We start from the raw sequence: 18503 nt of genomic DNA on the forward strand, positions 1-18503 counted from the left end.
GGGTTTCCTAATGATTGACTGTGGCCTATGAAGGATCAAGAAGCAGCGCACGGTGTCGAGCCGCATGATAGAAATGTCGCAGAAAGACTGAATTGGCTACGTGCCGGTGTTTTAGGTGCAAATGATGGCATCGTCTCGGTGGCCGCAGTTGTGGTCGGTGTCGCTAGTGCCACGACCGCCAACTTACCGATCATCACCGCTGGCGCGGCCGCGGTCATAGGTGGAGCAATCTCAATGGCCTTGGGTGAATATGTTTCAGTGGCTAGCGCCGCTGACTCCCAGCGAGCGCTGATTGAAAAGGAGCGGGCGGAGCTACGCGATACTCCCGAAGCGGAGCTCGAAGAGCTGACCGGTCTGTATCAAGCTAAAGGGTTGAAGCCCGAGACCGCGTCACAGGTCGCCCGAGAACTAACCGAGCATGATGCGTTGCTCGCCCATTTGGATGCCGAGCTAAATCTTGACCCGGACGAGGTACTCAGCCCGTGGCATGCTGCCTTCGCCTCGGCCATCGCATTCCTTACCGGCGCAATTTTGCCCTTCGTCACCGCGGTATTTTTGCCCGGCCCATTAAAAATACCGGTAACTTTCGTGGCGGTATTGCTTGCGCTGGCGGTGACCGGTGCGCTGGGTGCCAAACTTGGTGGCGCACCGCTGTTACGTCCAACGCTCAGGGTGCTCATCGGGGGAGCCGCCGCGCTGGTAGTGACCTTTGCGATTGGTTCCTGGCTGGGAGACAGTTCCTTAATGCAATAACAAAGCCAAAAACCGTAGTGTTCCTCAAAGTTGAGGGACACCACGGTTTTTTGCAATATTGCTGAAACTTAGTCGGCGATGTTCGTCCGGTGAAAATTCAAGTGGCTGCGTGAAGCAGTTGGGCCACGCTGACCTTGGTAACGGTTACCGTAAGGGCCCGAACCATAAGGGTGTTCGGTGTCTGAGGTGAGCTTGAAGAAACAAAGCTGACCAATTTTTGAACCTGGCCACAGCTTTATCGGCAAGGTGGCCATATTTGAGAGTTCTAGGGTGACGTGTCCGGAGAATCCCGGGTCAATGAAACCTGCGGTGGAGTGGGTCAGCAGACCGAGACGGCCTAAAGAACTCTTGCCTTCGAGCCGAGCGGCTACTCCGTTGCCCAGGCTCACCACTTCATAGGTAGAACCTAAAACAAACTCTCCCGGGTGCAAGATGAAGGGTTCATCGGCGGCCACTTCAACCAGTCGGGTCAGCTCATTTTGATCCTGCTCCGGATCGATATGAGCGTACTTGTGGTTATCAAAGAGCCTGAAGAATCGGTCTAAGCGCACATCTACGGATGCGGGCTGCACCATCTCAGGGTCAAAAGGAGCTAAGCCAATTTCACCGGACGCAATTTCTCGACGAATGTCACCATCTGAATACAACACGTATCTAAAGTTATCTTGTTCGGTACCGGAAGTCGCAGTCTGGACGTAAAAAGAAGTGTAGAAATGTCGCCAAGGCTGTACTTCGGCTCGATTTCTACGCTTTATCGTCGGCTTTGAACCAGATTCGCGTAAGGAAGCTGACCGTGTTCTTCAATAAAGCGAGCCTGATACTCCGATAGTGCCGCGTTCAGCTCTTGCGCCGGGAGCTCTTTCCACGCGATCATCAGTTTTCCCACTCCGCCTAGCTGCCACAGCAAACGGCTATCCCAATGGCCAGGTGGCTTGCCGGCACCAAAGTCAATGATTTCCTTAAGCTGGATTCGAAGGCCGCGATTACCTTGGCTTCCCGGGCCGGCTTTGCCCAGGTACAGGATCTGAGCCGAGTCCACCCAACGTTCACTCAACTCCGCGACAGACAACGAAGGGTCTTTCTTCTTGAAGACGCCAGCCGTGCTTTTCGTCAGAAATTTCGGGGTGAAGTCTGCCGGACGCAAGATGGCAAAGAGCCCTTGGCGATTCGGGACCCGGTTAGTTTCCAAGGTCTTGATCGGCCGAAAACCGGTAAACCCGTCGGACTTCAGTTCCTTCATACTCAAGTGAATCCCGGTCCTTGCTTGGTGGTTGGGTGATCCTGCGGGACGCAAACTACAGCACAGAGTCCGCCATACGATGTTACCCCCGATATTTGGTAGTGGGGCTCTTCAAAGAATGGCGCCTACGCAAGCATGGAAAACATGTGCTTCTGCTCAAATTCTCATAGACCGCGCAGGTTTTCGAGCTATCGTGGAATAGAGTCCTGTGTCTTGCTAACTCGAACACCATAGAAAGTACGTTTATGCGTTTGGCTTCAACCCTCACCGGCGCCGTGTTGGCCGGTGTTGTTGTGCTCTCTGGAAGTGTCGCCGCCCAGGCAGCTCCCAAGCCTCTTCCCGTGGTTCAGGCAGAGGAATTTAGCGACGCCGCGAGTTATCTAGCGCTGATTAACCCTCAAACGCAGCTCTCTCGAGCCGACTACACACCGAAAAAATTGGTCAATGTTGCTGGCACCTCCAATAAGCTGCGCCCTAAAGCAGCCGAGGCCGTGGAAGATCTTATGGCGGGAGCCCGTAATGCGGGCCATAGCCTGAAGTTGTTGAGTGCATACCGCTCATACGGACGCCAAGCGGTGCTGTTCAACCAGTATCAGGCTAAGTACGGCACGACCTACGCAGAACGTATTTCTGCTCGACCGGGCACCAGCGAACACCAACTAGGCCTCGCCGCAGATGTAGGCAGCATTGGCAGCGGCACAGATCTGAAGGAATCCTTCGGGCAGACCAAGGCCGGCATCTGGGTGGCCGAGCACGCCGCAGATTACGGTCTGATCATTCGCTACCCGCAAGGTAAAGAGGAAATTACCGGGTATAAGTATGAGCCTTGGCATGTGCGCTATGTCGGCAAGGATCATGCGGCGGCGATGGAACAAGCAAAGGCCGAGACCTTTGAGGAATACCATCAGATGCTGCGCGACGCGGAACAAGACAGCACCAAAGACGATGCTGAAACCGTAGAGAATTCGGTGACCGTCGACGAGGAACCAAAGCCAGCTGATAAACCGAAGAAGGAGGAAAAGAAGTCCGCAGACGAAACGAATCAAGTTAATGACGATGATTTGCTCGTATTGCGCTTCCTTCCCCCATACCGGGACTGGGGCTTCGGCTTCACTCAGGAATAGTTCAACTTCCGCTAACTCTTAAACACGGCGGGATCCAGTTCAACTGAACTGGATCCCGCCGTGTTTTGCTTCCGTGGTGCGTGCTACTTAGCGCGGACCGGAATGCCGGTGAAGGTCGGCTTCATGGTCTCGGCAAAGAAGTCATTGCCCTTGTCGTCTACGACGATGAATGCTGGGAAGTCTTCGACCTCAATCTTCCAGATTGCTTCCATGCCAAGCTCCTCGTATTCCAGGACCTCAACCTTTTTAATGCAGTCCTGGGCCAGGCGGGCGGCCGGGCCACCGATGGAACCAAGGTAGAAGCCGCCGTGGTTATTACAGGCGGCAGTGACCTGTCCGGAGCGGTTGCCCTTGGCCAGCATGACCATCGAGCCGCCAGCGGCTTGGAACTGATCCACGTAGGAGTCCATACGACCGGCGGTGGTTGGGCCGAAGGAACCCGAAGCCATCCCCTCAGGGGTCTTGGCCGGACCTGCATAGTAGACCGGGTGGTCCTTCAAATACTGTGGCATTTCCTCGCCAGCATCCAAGCGTTCCTTGATCTTGGAGTGCGCGATATCGCGGGCCACCACCAGTGGGCCGGTCAGCGATAGGCGGGTCTTGACTGGGAACTTGGAAAGCTCAGCCAGAATCTCAGCCATTGGCTTGTTCAAGTCGATCTTAACTACCGACGAACCACCGGTGCCCGAGACACCGGAAGTCTCGTCATCGTGGGCTGCCAGCGCCGGGTGGTTTTCATCTGGCATGAAGCGCGCCGGATCGGTTTCCAGCTGTTCGACAAAGAGGCCATCAGCGGTAATCTTCGCCATCATCTGACGGTCCGCCGAGCAGGAGACCGCGATAGCCACTGGCAGCGAGGCACCATGTCGAGGCAAACGCACAACGCGCACGTCGTGGCAGAAGTACTTACCACCGAACTGGGCACCGATACCGAAGTGACGGGTCAGTTCTAGGACCTTTTCTTCCAGGTCGGTGTCGCGGAAACCACGACCGGTCATCGCCCCTTCCGTAGGCAACGAATCCAAGTATTTTGCCGAACCGTATTTGGCGGTCTTCAACGCCATTTCGGCGCTGGTGCCACCGATCACGATGGACAGGTGGTACGGCGGGCAGGCCGCGGTACCCAGGGAACGCAGCTTTTCATCGAGGAACGTCAGCATGGCGTTCTCGTTCAAGATTGCTTTGGTTTCCTGGTAGAGGAATGACTTGTTGGCAGATCCGCCGCCCTTGGCCATAAACAGGAATTTATAGTCCGTATCGTGGCCGGGCTTGGTGTCGGCGTACAGATCAATCTGGGCTGGCAGGTTATTTCCTGTCGCTTTTTCTTCCCAGGTGGTGATCGGGGCCAGCTGCGAGTAGCGCAGGTTCAAACGCGTGTACGCGTTGTAGATGCCGCGGGAAAGCGAAATCTCGTCCTGTTCTTCGGTCAGCACACGCTGTCCACGCTTACCCATGACGATTGCGGTTCCGGTGTCCTGGCACATTGGCAGGATGCCACCCGCAGCAATGTTTGCATTCTTCAGCAGATCCAACGCCACGAACTTGTCGTTCGGGCTGGCATCGTCATCATCAAGGATGTTGCGCAGCTGCTGCAAGTGAGCCGGACGCAGGTAATGATTGATATCGTGCAGAGCCGTTTCGGCCAGCTGCTCCAACGCTTCGGGTGCTACCTGCAGGAAGTTTTTACCGTCCGGTCCGGCGACTACGTCGACGCCTTCGGAGGAAATCTTGCGGTATGGGGTTTGATCTTCGCCAATCGGCAGAAGATCTTCATAACGAAATTCAGGCATGCTCAGTCCTTGGAAATGAAGATGTTTGCTCTTCATCTATTTTAGGCCTTTGTGCCAAAAAACCTCATTCGGTGTTTGCACCTGCGGGTTTTGCGCGACATGCTTGTGTACATGAGCTCCGAAAACAGCAATACCCCACTGGACGGAAACAACCCCGACGAACGTCCAAATATGGTTGTCGAAACGCCAATGGACCAGGAACGGGCCCGGGCCAAAACCCACTTTGAAATGATGTTGCAGGCCGGGCTTAACAAACCTGAGCTCTCAGGTTCGGTCATCAGCGCGTTCATGACCGCCGAGGTGTACTTCCTCTCGCGGGAAGAAGTGACCGAAGAGAACAAAAACGCGCAGCCAATGCTGCTGACCAATCCTCAGGGCGCAGCGATGGTGGCTTTATTCACCGGTTTGGATCGCATCCCCGGCACGTACATCGATATGGCACCCTATGGTGTGAAGGTTCAGGGTGCCACCATTGTGCGTGCCTTGGAAGGCACCGGTTTTGTGGTGAATCCGGGAGACGAACTGAGTTTTGAAGTTCCTGCCGATGGCGTGGCAATTCTGAAGGAAGAACTGCTGAAGCAAAAACGCTCCGAGTAAGCTCAAAGTCTTTTTTTGACATCACCGAATGCTGATTTCTGACCTGACCTTTTCTTAGGATAAGCTGGGTTCTGCCCGGGCCGTCAATAGGCCGCTCGGTGCATTGCGGGCGTAGCTCAATGGTAGAGCGCTAGCTTCCCAAGCTCGATACGCGGGTTCGATTCCCGTCGCCCGCTCGCATTCTGAAACGTCGGGACACCCCAGGGTGTCCCGACGTTTTGCATTGGCAGCACCCCAGAATCGTTGAACCGAGGAGTCCGAATGGCCGGAGTACTGTCAGGATTCTCGATTATCTGGATCGTGATTCTAGTGGGCTATCTGGTAGGCCGCACCGGGGTGCTCGGTGAGCAAGGCCGCCATGTACTGAGCCGGTTGACGTTTTTTGTCGCCAGCCCGGCGCTGCTCTTTGTCACTCTGGCCGAATCAGATCCCGTTGCAGTTCTTGGTCCACTGATGTGGGTGGCGGCTATTTCTGCCGGGCTCACGGCAGTGATCTACCATGTGGCGACCTACAAGTGGTTGCGCCGCGAGCCAGCTGAGCGGATCGTCGCGGCGATGTCCGCCTCGACGGTGAACTCCGCAAATCTTGGTTTGCCTATAGCCCTGTATGTACTGGGCGATATGTCCCATGCGGCACCCATCATCCTCTTCCAATTGGCGATCTACCAGCCGATTAATCTTGCGATGCTCGACGCCACCACAAGTACTCACCGCACCACTCCCATCGCGTTGCTGGTTGCCACGGCCAAAAACCCGATGATCATCGGATCGCTGTTGGGGCTGGTGGTGGCGTTGACTCGTTTTGAAGTTCCGGAACTCGTCTTAGCACCCATTGAACTCATTTCAGGTGCGTCAATTCCCGCCATGTTGATGGCTTTTGGCATCTCCTTAGTCGGTTCCAAACCTCTGGACAAGAAATCCGGGCGTCGAGCCGATGTGCTGCTCGGTTCAGCCGCCAAATTATTCATCCAACCGTTGATTGCGTGGCTTGCCGCGGTCTATCTTTTTGGACTCACCGGTGGGATGCTCGTTGCCGCGGTGATCATGGCGGGGCTGCCTACCGCGCAGAATATTTTCATCACCGCCCAACGTTATGAGCGTGGTGTGACCGTTGCGAAGGATACGGTGTTGATCACCACAATCTGTGCCATACCTATGATGGTGTTGCTGGCTTTGATGCTTGGAATTTAGCCAAGTTCAGGTCAGCAGGTGGGAATCCGCAAAAGAAGTTATATGACACGTCAGTTGCTTCGTCGGGGTATTCACGGGAATCTTACGGAATACCGCGTCGCTAAGCACCGTTGATCAAGGTATAGATCACCTCGTCACCTCACATAGTTAGGCCAACATGAAGCGCACAGCTCCACTCCTTGCAATCACTGCAGTACTCGCACTGGCACTGAGTGCGTGCGGCTCCTCAACCACCGGTTCCGACGCCTCCGGCGCCACCGATGAGAATCTCCTGCAGCACGTGGAATCCAGCGGTGTGCTGACCGTTGGCACCGAGGGTACCTACCGGCCTTTTTCCTACCACGAGGCAGATAAGCTCACCGGCTTCGATGTCGAGGTCATTGAGGCTGTCGGCGAACAGCTTGGGGTCAAGGTCGAATTCCAGGAAACTCAGTGGGATGGCATCTTTGCCGGTCTGGAAGCCGGCCGTTTTGATGTAATTGCCAATCAGGTCAGCGTGACGCCTGAGCGCGAAGAAAAATACCTGCTTTCCAAGCCATATAACTACTCCAGCGGAGTCATCGTCACCAAGAGCGACAACACTGATATCACCTCCTTCGACTCACTCAAAGGAAAAACCACCGCACAGTCGCTGACCAGCAGCTTCCATGATGACGCCAAAGCTGCCGGCGCGAAGATCCAGGCCGTAGAGGGCTGGGCACAGGCGGTCACGCTGTTGAAGCAGGGACGTGTGGATGCGACCGTCAACGACAAATTGACCTACTTGGACTCGCAGAAAACCAACCCGGATGACGGCATCAAGATTGCTGCGGAATCAGAAGAAAAGACCGAGACCGTGGTGGCGCTGAAGAAAGACCAGCCAGAACTACGCGACGCGATCAATGGCGCGCTGGATGAGCTTTCGGCCGACGGCACGCTGACAAAGATTTCGGAAAAGTACTTTGGCGAAGACATCACCAAGTAGCTAACCTCCTTCAGCACTTCGACACGTAAACTGGCCCCAAGGTTCCCCTTTGGGGCCAGTGTCCGTTGCAAAGGACGGGAAGAGAATAAATGGATTCACTTTGGCAGCTAGCATTGGACTCCTTGTGGCCGATGGTCAGCGGCGCGCTGACTGCCACTATTCCGCTGGCAATAATCAGCTTTGCCTTGGGGCTTGCAGTGGCCCTGATGGTCGCGCTGATGCGGATCAGCACCAATAAAGTAGTTTCAGGCATTGCCCGGGGCTATATCTCGATCATTCGCGGCACTCCACTGTTGGTGCAGCTGTTCGTGATCTTCTACGGACTGCCTTCGGTGGGGATCACCATTGACCCATGGCCTTCGGCCATCATCGCTTTCACGCTCAACGTGGGTGGTTACGCCGCAGAAATTATTCGTGCTGCGATTCTTTCCGTGCCCGGAGGGCAGTGGGAAGCTGGCTACACCATTGGCATGTCCAAGACCCGCACGCTCTACAAGCTGATCTTGCCGCAGGCGGCTCGCGTAGCTATTCCCCCGTTGTCCAACACTTTTATTTCATTGGTCAAAGACACCTCTTTGGCCTCGATGATTCTCGTAACTGAGATGTTCCGGCGTGCCCAGGAAATCGCGGCCACCACCTACGAATTCATGTTGCTTTATATGGAAGCGGCGGCCATTTACTGGGTGATCTGCTTGGTCCTCTCCGCAGTGCAAGACCGTATGGAAAGCAGGCTTGAAAAGTATGTCGCCTAAGGCTCTCACCCCGTTGCTCAACGTCACCGATCTGCATAAGTCCTTCGGCACCAACAAGGTGCTGCGTGGCATAGATTTCAGTGTCCGCTCTGGCGAAGTGCTTGCGTTGATTGGCCCCTCCGGCTCGGGAAAGACGACCGCGCTGCGTTGCCTGAACGGTTTGGAATCTCCCGACAGCGGAGTCGTTTCTTTTGCAGGCGGACCGGAGGTCGCGTTTCAGCCTGGCCTGCCCGCTAAGAAAGCTCAGGTCCTGCGGGACCGCTCGGCAATGGTGTTCCAAGGCCACCACTTGTTCCCTCACCTGACGGTGCTGCAAAACGTGACGATTGGCCCGCTGCAGGTGCAGCGCAGGCCGCGCGAGGAAGTCATGGCGCGCGCTAATGAACTGCTTGAACGCGTCGGCCTGGAACAGAAGTCGAGCGACTACCCCTCCTCGCTTTCAGGTGGACAGCAACAGCGCGTCGGCATTGTGCGCGCGCTGATGCTCCAGCCAGACCTTCTGCTCTTTGATGAGCCGACCAGTGCACTGGATCCAGAACTAGTAGGTGAGGTGCTCAGCGTCATTAAAGAGCTCGCCCAAGAAGGTTGGTCGATGGTGCTGGTGACACACGAGCTCGCATTCGCCCGCGATGTAGCCGATACGGTGGTGTTCATGGATGATGGAGTAGTTGTTGAGCATGGACCTGCGGCGCAGGTGCTTGGCAACCCGACCCATGAACGAACCAAGGCTTTCATGCAGCGGTTATTGCACCCTTTCTAAATCAGCCGCAAACATTTTACGTGCCGTTTGTCACTTCGTCGCCATTGCATGCGTAGGCTATGGACATGGCTGAAAGTACTTCGCAGGAGAACATCACGGCGCTCAAAGACGGCTACGCTTTCGACGGCGCATGCCTTGAACTAGGCGCTGCAATAGTCGCGGGAAATCCCGTGGCAGAAGCCCAAGTTCGGGTTCCGTTGCGCATGCTCAATCGACACGGAATTATTGCCGGCGCTACCGGCACCGGAAAGACCGTCACCTTGCAGGTGATGGCGGAGCAGTTGAGTGCCCACGGTGTGCCTGTATTTCTTGCCGACATCAAGGGCGACCTTGGCGGCCTAGCTCAAGAAGGGGCGGCAAGCGAGAAGCTCACCGCGCGGCTTTCAAGCATTGGCCATCAGTTCAGCGCACGCGCTAACCCGGTGGAATTCCTTGCCCTGGGCGAAGGCAACGACGGCATCTCGGTACGTGCCACGATTGATTCTTTTGGCCCCATCCTGCTTTCCCGAGTCCTGGAACTCAACGAGACGCAAGAAGAATGCCTCCAGCTGGTTTTCCATTACGCCGATCAACGTGAACTTCCCATGGATGATCTCAAGGACCTCAAATCCGTTTTGAGTTTCTTGCTCAGCGACGAGGGCAAAAAAGACCTCGAGGGGCTTGGCGGCGTTCCTTCAGCCACCGCCTCGGTGATCTTGCGTGGGCTGACCATCTTGCAATCTCAAGGTTTGGACAAGTTCTTTGGCCAGCCAGAATTTGATACCGCTGATTTCCTCAGGTTTGATGAATCAGACCACGGAATTATCAGCTGCTTGGAGCTCCCTTCGCTCAACCGCCAGCCACTGTTGTTCTCAACATTCATGATGTGGCTGCTGGCAGATCTTTTTGAGGATCTGCCAGAGGCCGGTGATCTGGACAAGCCAAAACTCGTCTTCTTCCTGGATGAAGCCCACCTGCTGTTCAAGGATGCTTCGAAGGCTTTCGTCAACGCGATTATCGCTACCGTACGCCTGATTCGCTCCAAGGGTGTGGGACTGTTCTTTGTCACGCAGTCCCCAGCAGACCTGCCAGACGAGGTACTCGGTCAGCTCGGTAACCGTGTCCAGCATGCGGTGCGCGTATTCACCCCAAAGGACGGCGAAGCACTCAAGGCAATCATCAAAACCTTCCCTTCTGGCCCACTAGACCTGCAGCAAGCGCTGACCCAGGCCAGCGTTGGCGAGGCGGTCATCACCGTGCTCAACGAGCGTGGCGCGCCGACCCCGGTGGCGTGGACCAAACTCACCTCCCCCGGCTCGCATATTGGTCCGGCAGCACCTGAAACTCAAGCAGCACTCATTCAAAGCTCTGCACTGGCACCGAAATACGGCACCGCCGTGGATAGGCGCTCGGCCATGGAGATGCTCGGCGGCGAACCAGCTCCCGAAGTTCAAGTCCCAGCTGCGGCTCAACCCGGCGCGGCTGATTCTTCGGATCCACAAGATGTAGATGCCGAGGCGCAACGGATTGCCGATTCAATTCTCGGCAAAACGACCACGATGCCACAGAATGCGCCACCTGCCACGGGTTCCGGGCCGGTCAACACGGCTACGCCATCTTCGTCACGTACAAATTCTTCCCCGGCCCCCGCAAATCCACCGCGAGAGCCGGCTAAATCTTCAAACAATCAAGTCAACCCGCTGATGGACTTTGCTCTCGACGCGGCAAATAGCATTGGACGTGAATTGCTCCGAGGAATGTTCGGCACAAAACGCCGCCGACGCCGCCGTTGAGTTACAACCTCTGAACCGAAACCCGCTAGCCTGATTAATAATGAAATCTCGTATCTCTGTGCCACGTCTCGCTCTGCGCTGGGCGGCCGCGGCCTTCATCATCGCTGCGCTGGTCGTCACCAGCGCCATCGTTGCTAACCGCACCCTGTTTTCTGCCGAGCACGCTGTTCAGTCGTTGCATCAGCATTTGCTGGCCGGCGAAGGCGCTGAAGCCCTTGGGCTGCTAGGTGCCAAAGTCCCGACCGGTGACGCGGTCGCCTTGGACGGGGAAGTGCTCAAGCGTACTCAGGCTGGGATTACAGATTTTAAGGCGCAAAAGGCCGAAACATCAGAGAATGATCCGGATGTTCGCACCGTCGTTGCCAAGTACAAGGCCGACGGCGTTGATAAGGAATCAACCTATACCTTGCGCAGTACCGGAAAGTCCTGGCTATTTTTTGATCAGTGGGCCTTTGAACCGGTAACCCTGCCCACGGTCAAGGTCAAAGCCAATACGGTCAACGAGGTCTCCGTCAGCGGACAGAAAATCCCGCTGGTTAAGGGCGTCAGCACCCTGCCGGTGTTCTACCCCTCGATTACCGACGCAAGCTTCAGCACTAAGAACTTCGAAGCCGACACCCGAGGTGTGGTCGTCACTGGCCCCGCCAAGAAGCCGGTAGAAATTTCACTAAAGACACAGCCCACCAAAGAATTTATCGCACAGATCAATTCCAAGGTCCGCGGATACCTCGATAAATGTGCGGCACAGCAGGTACTCATGCCGTCGGGGTGCCCTTTTGCGTACCACACCGCGTCCCGGGTCAACCCGGAGACTATCAAATGGTCCATCGCGAAATACCCGACTATTGAGGTTAATTACTATAACGGCGCCTGGGTGCTCAGCCCGTTGAAGGCCACCGCAAAGTTATCGCTGACCGAGCAGGATCTGCGCACCGGTTCGTTGGAGAAAAAGACCGTGAGCGATGAATTCTCATTCACCGCTCAGCTCACCACGAGCACTTCCGAGGTCAGTGTGGTTCCCGTAGCCGGTTCCGAAGACTAATCTTCGGTCGCCTCACGCCGTTGGTGCGGCAAGATAATTTCTTTGAACTGTGTCCGCAGAGGCACAGCATCTGCTCGGAACCGTTGCCAAATAATCAGTGCCAGCACGGAGACCGCCAACGAAAGTATGGCTCCGAACGCCACCGCAGCGCGTACCCCCAGCAGTTCGGCGATCCAACCCACTAAGGGTGCCCCGAGAGGCGTTCCACCCTGTACCACCATCAGATACAGCGACAAGACCCGTGCGCGATACTGTGGGGGAACCGAGGTCTGCACCATGGTGTTGCAGCTGTTCAGGAAGGTCAGCGAGCTAAGTCCTACCAACACGAGGCTTGCGGCAAAAAGCAGGTAATGCGGCATCACTGCGGAGAGCAATGCCGTGGCGCCAAATGCAATGCCACCCCCAATGACAAAACGCCAGCGTGGTCTAGAACGGCGCGCCGCAAATAATGCTCCGGCGAAGGTGCCGATGGCCATGATGCTGCCCAGGATTCCGTACTCTGCCGCACCCACGCCGTAAACTTCGGCGGCCATCATCGCGTTGGTCAATTGGAAGTTCAGCCCGAAGGTGCCAATGACAAAGGCCATCGCAAAGATCAGCAAGAGATCTTTGCGATTCTTCACATATCTGAACCCCTCGCGTACCTGTCCTTTTGCCCTCGTGACAGGTTTTGAACGGCTCAGCTCAGAAATTTTCATGCTGCTCAAGGAGAAGAGCACCGCAAGGAATGACAGGCCGTTGAGCAAAAAGGCCGGGCCGGTTCCCACTAACGCAATCACGACACCGGCGATGCCAGGACCTGCCAGCCGGGCGAGGTTGAAGTTGGCACTATTGAGCGCCACAGCGTTGGTGAGGTGCGTCCCCGGCACGATTTCGGAGACAAACGCCTGCCGGGCTGGAGCGTCAAAGGCCGAGCCCACCCCCAGCAGCGCGGCCAATACATAAACGTGCCACAGTTGCACGGTTCCAGTAATGACCAGGGTTCCCAAGACCAGCGCACACAAACCCATGAAAGTTTGAGTGACGAGCAAGATCTTGCGCTTGTCATATCTATCGGCAATGAGCCCCGCGTAAGGTCCAAGAATCAGAATGGGCAGGAACTGTAAACCGGTGGTGATTCCGGTGGCTATCCCGTCGTGGTCGGTGAGCTCCGTGAGTACCAACCAGTCCTGGGCCACACGCTGCATCCATGTGCCGATATTAGAGACAAGTGCACCAATGACCCATAACCGATAGTTCGGAACTTCTAGTGCCCGGAACATCCTGTTTGCCACTACTTAGCTAGCCGATGCTGTACCGTTTCGGCTCCTCCTGTCGCCATCCAGTCTAACGACTGCCTGGGATAAAATTGGTGAGGTTTCCTCAATTTTCTGGCTTTTAAATGAGCAAGGCGCGCTTCGCATGGCAAAGCGCGCCCTGTTCTAGGAGCCGCGGTGGCTAATTCACTCCACGAAGATCCAGCAAGAGTTCGTTATCTCCGGACTCATCGAGCTCCACCGGGATGCCCCAGTCTTGCTGGTAGAGGTGGCAGGCTGCATGATCTGGAATTTCTCCGCCAGGTTCCCCATCGCAGGCCGCGGCACGGGCTGTAATGTGCAATACGCCCTCGCTTACCTCGGGGTTCAGCTTCAAGGTCCTGGTCAAACCGATAGAGGTGCCGCCACCGTCAAGAAGCAGCTCTTCGGGACTGGCCGAAATCTTCAACTGCGTGGGGTCTCCCCAGCGGTCATCGAGCTTCTGTCCCTTAGGTGCACCAAAGCGCACCACGATCTCGTGCTGGCCGGCCTGCACCTTGGTCTTCGGACGTTGGGTCTGGCTTGCGCCCTCGTCAACGACCAGCGCTTCGGCTGGCACCGGAATGCGGATCAGCTGGTGGGTGTTGGTTTCCACCACGAGCAGTACCGGAGCACCGTCTACCGAGTCATCAAGCAATACGTCCGCTGGTTCCTTCAATCCCTTGGCCAGGGTAGAAACCATTTGCGTCACCGGATCAAAGCGGCGCACGGCCCCGTTGTACGAATCCGCCACGGCAATGGAACCATCGGGAAGCGCGGTCACACCCAGTGGGTGCTGCAGGCGGGCCTGGTCCGCTGCGCCATCGCGGAAACCAAAGTCGAACAATCCTGCACCAATAGCGGTGTGGACTTGGATGGCCTCTCCATGCTCATCGATTTCCAAACGACGCAGAGCGCTGGTCTCCGAATCAGCAACCCACACATCATCATTGGTGTCCAAGGTCAGTCCGGAAGGCTGGGCGAACCATGCCTCCAATGGTGCTCCGTCTGACAGACCTTCCAAGCCGCTGCCGGCGTACACATGCAAGGCGCTGGTCAATGGGTCGAAGGAGAAGATCTGGTGGGTTCCGGCCATTGCGATGATGACCTTGCCCGATGGGTGGTAGAGCACGTCCCATGGCGAGGACAGCGACACGTTCAGCGAGTCGGTGCCCAAGTCAGCTGACTGGTGTTCCTGGCGAGCATTTTCAGCATCCAAGAGGCGCTGCACTCCGTTGCCAGCTAGCGTACCTACCTCGCCGGTGCTCAGATTGACCGAGCGCAAGCGGTGGTTGACGGTATCTGCAACGATTACGTCGTAGCCGACCTTTGCGGCTAGCTCGGTGGGCAGTGCGGTCAGGCCCTGCAGTTCATTAAACTGGGCGCTTTGTGCGTCCCCATCGGCGTAGCCCTTAACACCGGCTCCGATGGTGCGCACCACGGTGCTCAGATCATTGTCCAGTTCTACCAAGCGGTGGTGCCCGGAGTCGCCGACCAAGAAATTACCGTTCTCCAAGGAGATGGTCTTGCCGGGGAACCGCAGATCACCCTCGCGGGCTTCGGGCGCCACATAGGGGCCGTTCCCACGGTGCAAGGTGCCTTTGGCTTCGTGCTCGGCGACTAGTTCATCAACAAGTGAGCCAAGGCCTTGTGCATGGCCCTCACCGGAGAGGTGCGCCACGATGTAGCCTTCGGGATCCAAGACGACCAGAGTTGGCCAGGCACGGGCGCCGTAGGCCTGCCAGGTGACAAGTTCTGGATCGTCAAGTACCGGATGGTGAATTTCGTAGCGTTCCACGGCGGCAGCCAGTGCGTCTGGGTCTGCCTCGTGCTCAAACTTTGGGGAGTGCACGCCAACGGTCACCAGCACGTCGGCGTATTTTGCCTCGAGAGGACGCAGCTCGTCCAACACGTGAAGGCAATTGATGCAGCAGAAGGTCCAAAAATCGAGGATGACAATCTTGCCACGGAGAGCTTCGAGATTCAGTTGTTCGCCACCGGTGTTCAACCAGTTGCGACCCAACAGCTCGCTGGCCCTCACCTTGTAGTTTGCGCGTACTGAATCGGAAGTTGCACTCATGATGGTCCTTTCAAGGCGACTTCACTATCTAAATGCGACAGTGAAGTATTAATTATCCTCCACTGGACTTTCACCGCCGAAGTGTATGAAGCGATGCTAAGCCAGTTACAGCTGTGAAACCGCGGTGTCCAAGATGGTCTTGGCCACGTCTTTGAATTGTTGTTCTGCCAGAGAGACGGTGGACATGAACGAAACCATGACCACGTAGTCGCCCTTGCTTTGCATAAGCACCAGCGATTCGCGGGCGTTCGCGGAGTCCCCGGTGCGTGTGTAATACAACTGAGACTCAACGCCGGATATTCCGGGGCTGGAGAATTTCAGTGTTTCGGTGAACTCCAGTCCATTGAGCTTCACATTTTCACACTCGGTGCGCATTTCAAGCACCGTCTTGTAGTGATCTTCGAGCTTCTGCCGGTTGGTCACCTTGGCCACTTCAATGGATCCCGCAATATTTTGCGCTTCGTTAGTGAAGTCGGTCCGCGCAGCTTCGGTTCCCATTTGAGCCGGTGACCAATTCAAGTCTTCGACTGGTTTTGAGCACTGGGAGGGCAGCACCACGACATCTTTGAGTGTGTCAGCGGGCGGCACCGCCAGTACTTTGAGCTCCTCGGCTGAAATTTGACGAGAATTGGGGAACCCCAAGGTTGCCGCAATGACCGATCCGGTCGAGGCGATGAACTGTGCCCGGGTCATTTCTTCTGCGCTCTGGCTCGGCGCCGTACTCGGCGAACTGGGCTGCGCTGGCTGCTCGGTAGCTTTTTGATGAGTTAGATCATCTGGCATGTCGGCGCCGGTTTCCGGTGCGGTACACGAGGACAGCAGCAACCCACCGGCCAGCATCGCCGCCGACAGCTTCCATAGCTTAGCTGCCACCGGGATCTCCCTTAGTTTCTTGCTGTTTCATCTGTGCAAACATCTGGTTGTAGGCCTCCAGCTCGGCATCCCCATCACGCTCTGCCTGGCGGTCGTAACGTTTGGTGTCCTTTTTGTCCTGCCTTAGCCACGAAACCACCACGAGGATGGCCAGGGCCAAGGTCGGTACCTCGCCAATGGCCCACATCGCGCCAGCACCAACAACTTGGTCTTCCATTGCCGTGCCGCCCCAGGTGCGGCCCATATTGCCGAACCAGTCGGGAGCCAAGAGGTTTTCACTGCCCATCATTGCCACACCGAAGAACGCGTGGAACGCTACGGTAGCCAGCAGCACAATCAGCCGCATCGGATACGGGTAACGCTTGGGAATTGGGTCGGCGTCCACCAGCGACAAGGCAAAAAGATATCCGGTCAGCAAGAAGTGCAGGTTCATCAATTCGTGCCCGGCGTGGTACTTCATGGCGATCTCGAGAATCGGGGTGAAGTAGAAAACGACAATCGATCCGGCGAACATGACGGCCGCGAAAATCGGATGGGTGACTACCGCGGAATACCTCGAATGCAGCGCCCACAGGATCCATTCGCGTGGTCCTCTGGTTCCATCGGTTCGCGAACCCAAGACCTTCAGCGCCAAGGTGACTGGGGTGCCCAGCACCATGAAAATTGGAGCGATCATGGTCAATGACATGTGGTCAACCATGTGCACCGAGAACTGCACCTTGCCGTACACGGCCAGGGCACCGCTGGTGATGTAGAAGAGCACCACCAGTCCGATAATCCAGCTGAACAACCGGGGGAAACTTGGTTTGTCTCCGCGACGGCGCAGGATTATGAATGCCCACAAATACAGTGCCAGCAAGAAGAAGCAGATGGCGACCCATAACCAGTCCCATCGCCAGACGGTGAACCAGCTTGCGGTGGTCGGCGCCGGTGGTAATTCATAACCTGTCAGCAAACGAGCGGGGGTTGCCTCAGCTGGCGGCTGTTCATCGGTCGGCGGTGCGGTACGCGCCAGCACCGTCGCCAATGACATGGTCGCGCCCATCAAAATCAGTTCCGCTGTCACGATCCGCCATGTGGCGGTTAGCGCGGTGAACTTCCCTGCCAGCAATTTCGGAATGACCTGGCCGCGGTGCATTAGGCCTAGGAATCCAAGGGCCAAGGTCAAGATGACCTTGGCAATCACAATGAGGCCGTATTTGGAGAACCACTGATCAAATTCGGTAATCCGGATCGTGGCCGAGGCCAGGCCGGAACCTGCCATCAAAATGATGGCGAACGTTGCGAGGGCAGAAAAACGGCTGAGTACTACGCCAGCGAGTACCGGCCGTGTCTCATATCGGCCCGGCGCTTTGGTGCCCAGGGTCGGAGAGAGCAAAGCCAAAACGACAATGCCGCCGAACCAGATAACCACCGCTAACAGGTGCAAGGCAATGGAGTTCACGGCACCGTAGTGGTCATCTCCTCCGGCAGCGTGCCCGATGAATGCCATGGGCACTATGCCGAACAGCGAGAACGCCGCGGTGAGCCCAACTCCGGTGTGCGAGCGTAGCGCCAACGCTAATGAGCTGGTGATCGCGGCGATGACGATCATCCATGCCCAGGCACGGCCGGCGGTAAGCTGCAGAATATAGTCCAAGATCGCCACGGTGTAGCTTGGGTCCAAGTTCATTGGCACTCCGGCCAGATCCCAGAAGGTCAGCAGCAAGACGGTAGCCGCTGCAAGCGTCCACACCATTCCGGCCCCGGCAGCGATATTCATGGCACGGGTGAAGGCCGGATGGCTCCGCCCGACCTCAATTTGCCCATCATCCGCGCTGGCACGCCGGACTTTTGTAGTCCGGGGAAGTATGACCGCCGCAAATACCAATGCCGCAACGGTGATAGCCATGGCACTGTGGTGAATTGCGCGGGATATTGGCAATGCCCACCGGACAAAGGCCCCTGGGTCAGCCAGCTCGCTGGGGACCGCAATTCCAGTGAATAGCGCGGCACAAAGAAAAACGATCGCCATCACAGGGACCGCAAGAACCAGGTGGCGCGAAATGGAGGGTTTTTGCGGTGCTGTGGCTTGAGCCGGTGGCTTTGGTATTTGAGTGGTCATAACCTCTCCATCATCTCACTTGCATTTACCCCGGGAGTAATCGGGTAGGGCTTTTCCTATGGTGAGGCGGTGCATCTCACACCGTTTCACCGCATTGCTACGTGCGGCTAAGCACTAGCGGTGAATAAGAACTGTCTCAAGTACTCTCCTTCTTGGACTCCCGGAAGGATCGCATAGACCGCCGAGC

16 protein-coding genes and 1 tRNA gene are annotated in these 18503 nt (G+C 56.5%); 10 read left to right on the plus strand and 7 right to left on the minus strand.

What is annotated here, in order from left to right; translation table 11 throughout:
• Positions 1-27: 27 nt before the first annotated feature.
• Positions 28-753: a VIT1/CCC1 transporter family protein gene (locus IEX04_RS00095; RefSeq protein WP_188682790.1), complete on the plus strand. Its 726-nt coding sequence runs from the start codon at positions 28-30 to the stop codon at positions 751-753.
• Positions 754-821: 68 nt separating this feature from the next.
• Here the strand turns inward: IEX04_RS00095 and dcd are convergent, their stop codons facing one another.
• The gene (dcd, locus tag IEX04_RS00100; protein ID WP_188682792.1) at positions 822-1403 is read right to left on the minus strand and encodes a dCTP deaminase; all 582 of its coding nucleotides are present in this window, start codon (positions 1401-1403) and stop codon (positions 822-824) included.
• Between the two features lie 101 nt (positions 1404-1504).
• Positions 1505-1993, minus strand: coding sequence for a hypothetical protein (locus tag IEX04_RS00105; RefSeq protein ID WP_308422396.1), 489 nt, complete (start codon positions 1991-1993; stop codon positions 1505-1507).
• 245 nt (positions 1994-2238) lie between these two features.
• On the opposite strand from IEX04_RS00105, the gene IEX04_RS00110 reads away from it, so the two are divergent.
• Positions 2239-3117 carry a M15 family metallopeptidase gene (locus IEX04_RS00110; protein ID WP_188682794.1) on the plus strand — a complete coding sequence of 293 codons (879 nt, stop codon included), beginning with the start codon at positions 2239-2241 and terminating at the stop codon, positions 3115-3117.
• 83 nt (positions 3118-3200) lie between these two features.
• Here the strand turns inward: IEX04_RS00110 and IEX04_RS00115 are convergent, their stop codons facing one another.
• On the minus strand, positions 3201-4907 hold the full coding sequence (locus IEX04_RS00115) for a fumarate hydratase (protein ID WP_188682796.1): 1707 nt from the start codon (positions 4905-4907) through the stop codon (positions 3201-3203).
• Between the two features lie 111 nt (positions 4908-5018).
• On the opposite strand from IEX04_RS00115, the gene IEX04_RS00120 reads away from it, so the two are divergent.
• From IEX04_RS00120 to IEX04_RS00155, 8 genes are all read left to right on the plus strand, one after another.
• A complete protein-coding gene (locus IEX04_RS00120) occupies positions 5019-5504 on the plus strand; it encodes an SseB family protein (protein WP_170947805.1) in 486 nt (161 codons plus the stop codon).
• 105 nt (positions 5505-5609) lie between these two features.
• A tRNA-Gly gene (locus IEX04_RS00125) sits at positions 5610-5680 on the plus strand.
• Positions 5681-5765: 85 nt separating this feature from the next.
• Positions 5766-6695, plus strand: a complete 930-nt coding sequence (locus IEX04_RS00130) for an AEC family transporter (RefSeq protein ID WP_188682798.1) — start codon at positions 5766-5768, stop codon at positions 6693-6695.
• 157 nt (positions 6696-6852) lie between these two features.
• A complete protein-coding gene (locus tag IEX04_RS00135; protein ID WP_188682800.1) occupies positions 6853-7659 on the plus strand; it encodes an amino acid ABC transporter substrate-binding protein in 807 nt (268 codons plus the stop codon).
• An 89-nt stretch (positions 7660-7748) separates the two neighbouring features.
• On the plus strand, positions 7749-8411 hold the full coding sequence (locus IEX04_RS00140) for an amino acid ABC transporter permease (RefSeq protein WP_188682802.1): 663 nt from the start codon (positions 7749-7751) through the stop codon (positions 8409-8411).
• Positions 8401-9171 (plus strand): amino acid ABC transporter ATP-binding protein, encoded by a 771-nt coding sequence (locus IEX04_RS00145; protein WP_308422382.1) that lies wholly within the window; start codon positions 8401-8403, stop codon positions 9169-9171. Before IEX04_RS00140 ends, IEX04_RS00145 begins: the two co-directional genes overlap by 11 nt.
• A gap of 65 nt (positions 9172-9236) precedes the next feature.
• Positions 9237-10943 (plus strand): helicase HerA-like domain-containing protein, encoded by a 1707-nt coding sequence (locus IEX04_RS00150; RefSeq protein ID WP_188682804.1) that lies wholly within the window; start codon positions 9237-9239, stop codon positions 10941-10943.
• A gap of 40 nt (positions 10944-10983) precedes the next feature.
• Positions 10984-11985 carry a hypothetical protein gene (locus IEX04_RS00155; RefSeq protein ID WP_188682806.1) on the plus strand — a complete coding sequence of 334 codons (1002 nt, stop codon included), beginning with the start codon at positions 10984-10986 and terminating at the stop codon, positions 11983-11985.
• Here IEX04_RS00155 and IEX04_RS00160 read toward each other — a convergent pair.
• The 4 genes from IEX04_RS00160 to IEX04_RS00175 all read right to left on the minus strand — a co-directional run bounded on the left by IEX04_RS00160 (position 11982) and on the right by IEX04_RS00175 (position 18316).
• The gene (locus IEX04_RS00160; protein ID WP_188682808.1) at positions 11982-13247 is read right to left on the minus strand and encodes an MFS transporter; all 1266 of its coding nucleotides are present in this window, start codon (positions 13245-13247) and stop codon (positions 11982-11984) included. The genes IEX04_RS00155 and IEX04_RS00160 overlap by 4 nt on opposite strands.
• A 175-nt stretch (positions 13248-13422) precedes the next feature.
• The gene (locus IEX04_RS00165; protein ID WP_188682810.1) at positions 13423-15339 is read right to left on the minus strand and encodes an NHL domain-containing thioredoxin family protein; all 1917 of its coding nucleotides are present in this window, start codon (positions 15337-15339) and stop codon (positions 13423-13425) included.
• A 105-nt stretch (positions 15340-15444) separates the two neighbouring features.
• Positions 15445-16212, minus strand: coding sequence for a hypothetical protein (locus IEX04_RS00170; RefSeq protein WP_188682812.1), 768 nt, complete (start codon positions 16210-16212; stop codon positions 15445-15447).
• On the minus strand, positions 16202-18316 hold the full coding sequence (locus tag IEX04_RS00175; protein ID WP_188682814.1) for a bifunctional copper resistance protein CopD/cytochrome c oxidase assembly protein: 2115 nt from the start codon (positions 18314-18316) through the stop codon (positions 16202-16204). The genes IEX04_RS00170 and IEX04_RS00175 overlap by 11 nt, the downstream gene beginning before the upstream one ends.
• Positions 18317-18503: the final 187 nt, after the last annotated feature.

The organism is Glutamicibacter ardleyensis, from assembly GCF_014644555.1.
Classification (GTDB): Bacteria; Actinomycetota; Actinomycetes; order Actinomycetales; family Micrococcaceae; genus Glutamicibacter; species Glutamicibacter bergerei.